Source organism: Paenibacillus sp. BT-177 (assembly GCF_025846815.2).
In the GTDB taxonomy this organism is placed as follows: Bacteria; Bacillota; Bacilli; order Paenibacillales; family Paenibacillaceae; genus Paenibacillus; species Paenibacillus polymyxa_C.
On record NZ_JAOYTP010000044.1, the window covers coordinates 1 to 673 of the forward strand.

The window sequence follows — 673 nt, forward strand, 5'->3', positions numbered from 1 at the left end:
GTCGGTGAGGTAACCGCAAGGAGCCAGCCGCCGAAGGTGGGGTAGATGATTGGGGTGAAGTCGTAACAAGGTAGCCGTATCGGAAGGTGCGGCTGGATCACCTCCTTTCTATGGAGAATGGTTTCCTGCAATGGAAACATTCAAATATGAAGCGTAAGCTTCAACAATTCATCATTCCATTTGTTCAGTTTTGATGGAACTTGTGAGGGGCCATAGCTCAGCTGGGAGAGCGCCTGCCTTGCACGCAGGAGGTCAGCGGTTCGATCCCGCTTGGCTCCACCAATTACAATTTCATCTATAACTGTTTGGAGATCATTAACTCTTCAGGAGTTGATTGATAATCACACAGCTTTGCACCTTGAAAACTGGATACCGAAACGAAATTGCGTTTTAGAATATTCCTTTAAGCTGATCTTGTGTAAACAAGTGAAATAAAGGTAGCAGATATCGATATTTTCTTTCTGCGAAAGAAAAGTCTAGGTTAAGCTACAAAGAGCACACGGAGGATGCCTAGGCGCCAGGAGCCGACGAAGGACGTGGCGAACAACGATAAGGCCTCGGGGAGCTGTAAGCAAGCTTTGATCCGGGGATGTCCGAATGGGGAAACCCGGCTGTCTTCATCGACAGTCACTACTCACTGAATTCATAGGTGAGTGAGAGGCAGACCAGGGGA

General features: G+C 48.0%; 1 tRNA gene and 2 rRNA genes. All 3 read left to right on the forward strand.

The annotated features are described in order from the left end of the window. Positions 1 to 108, forward strand: a 16S ribosomal RNA gene (locus tag OIU26_RS25860); the annotation flags it as partial. A gap of 98 nt (positions 109 to 206) precedes the next feature. Continuing rightward, positions 207 to 282, forward strand: a tRNA-Ala gene (locus OIU26_RS25865). 197 nt (positions 283 to 479) lie between these two features. Next, positions 480 to 673, forward strand: a 23S ribosomal RNA gene (locus OIU26_RS25870); the annotation flags it as partial.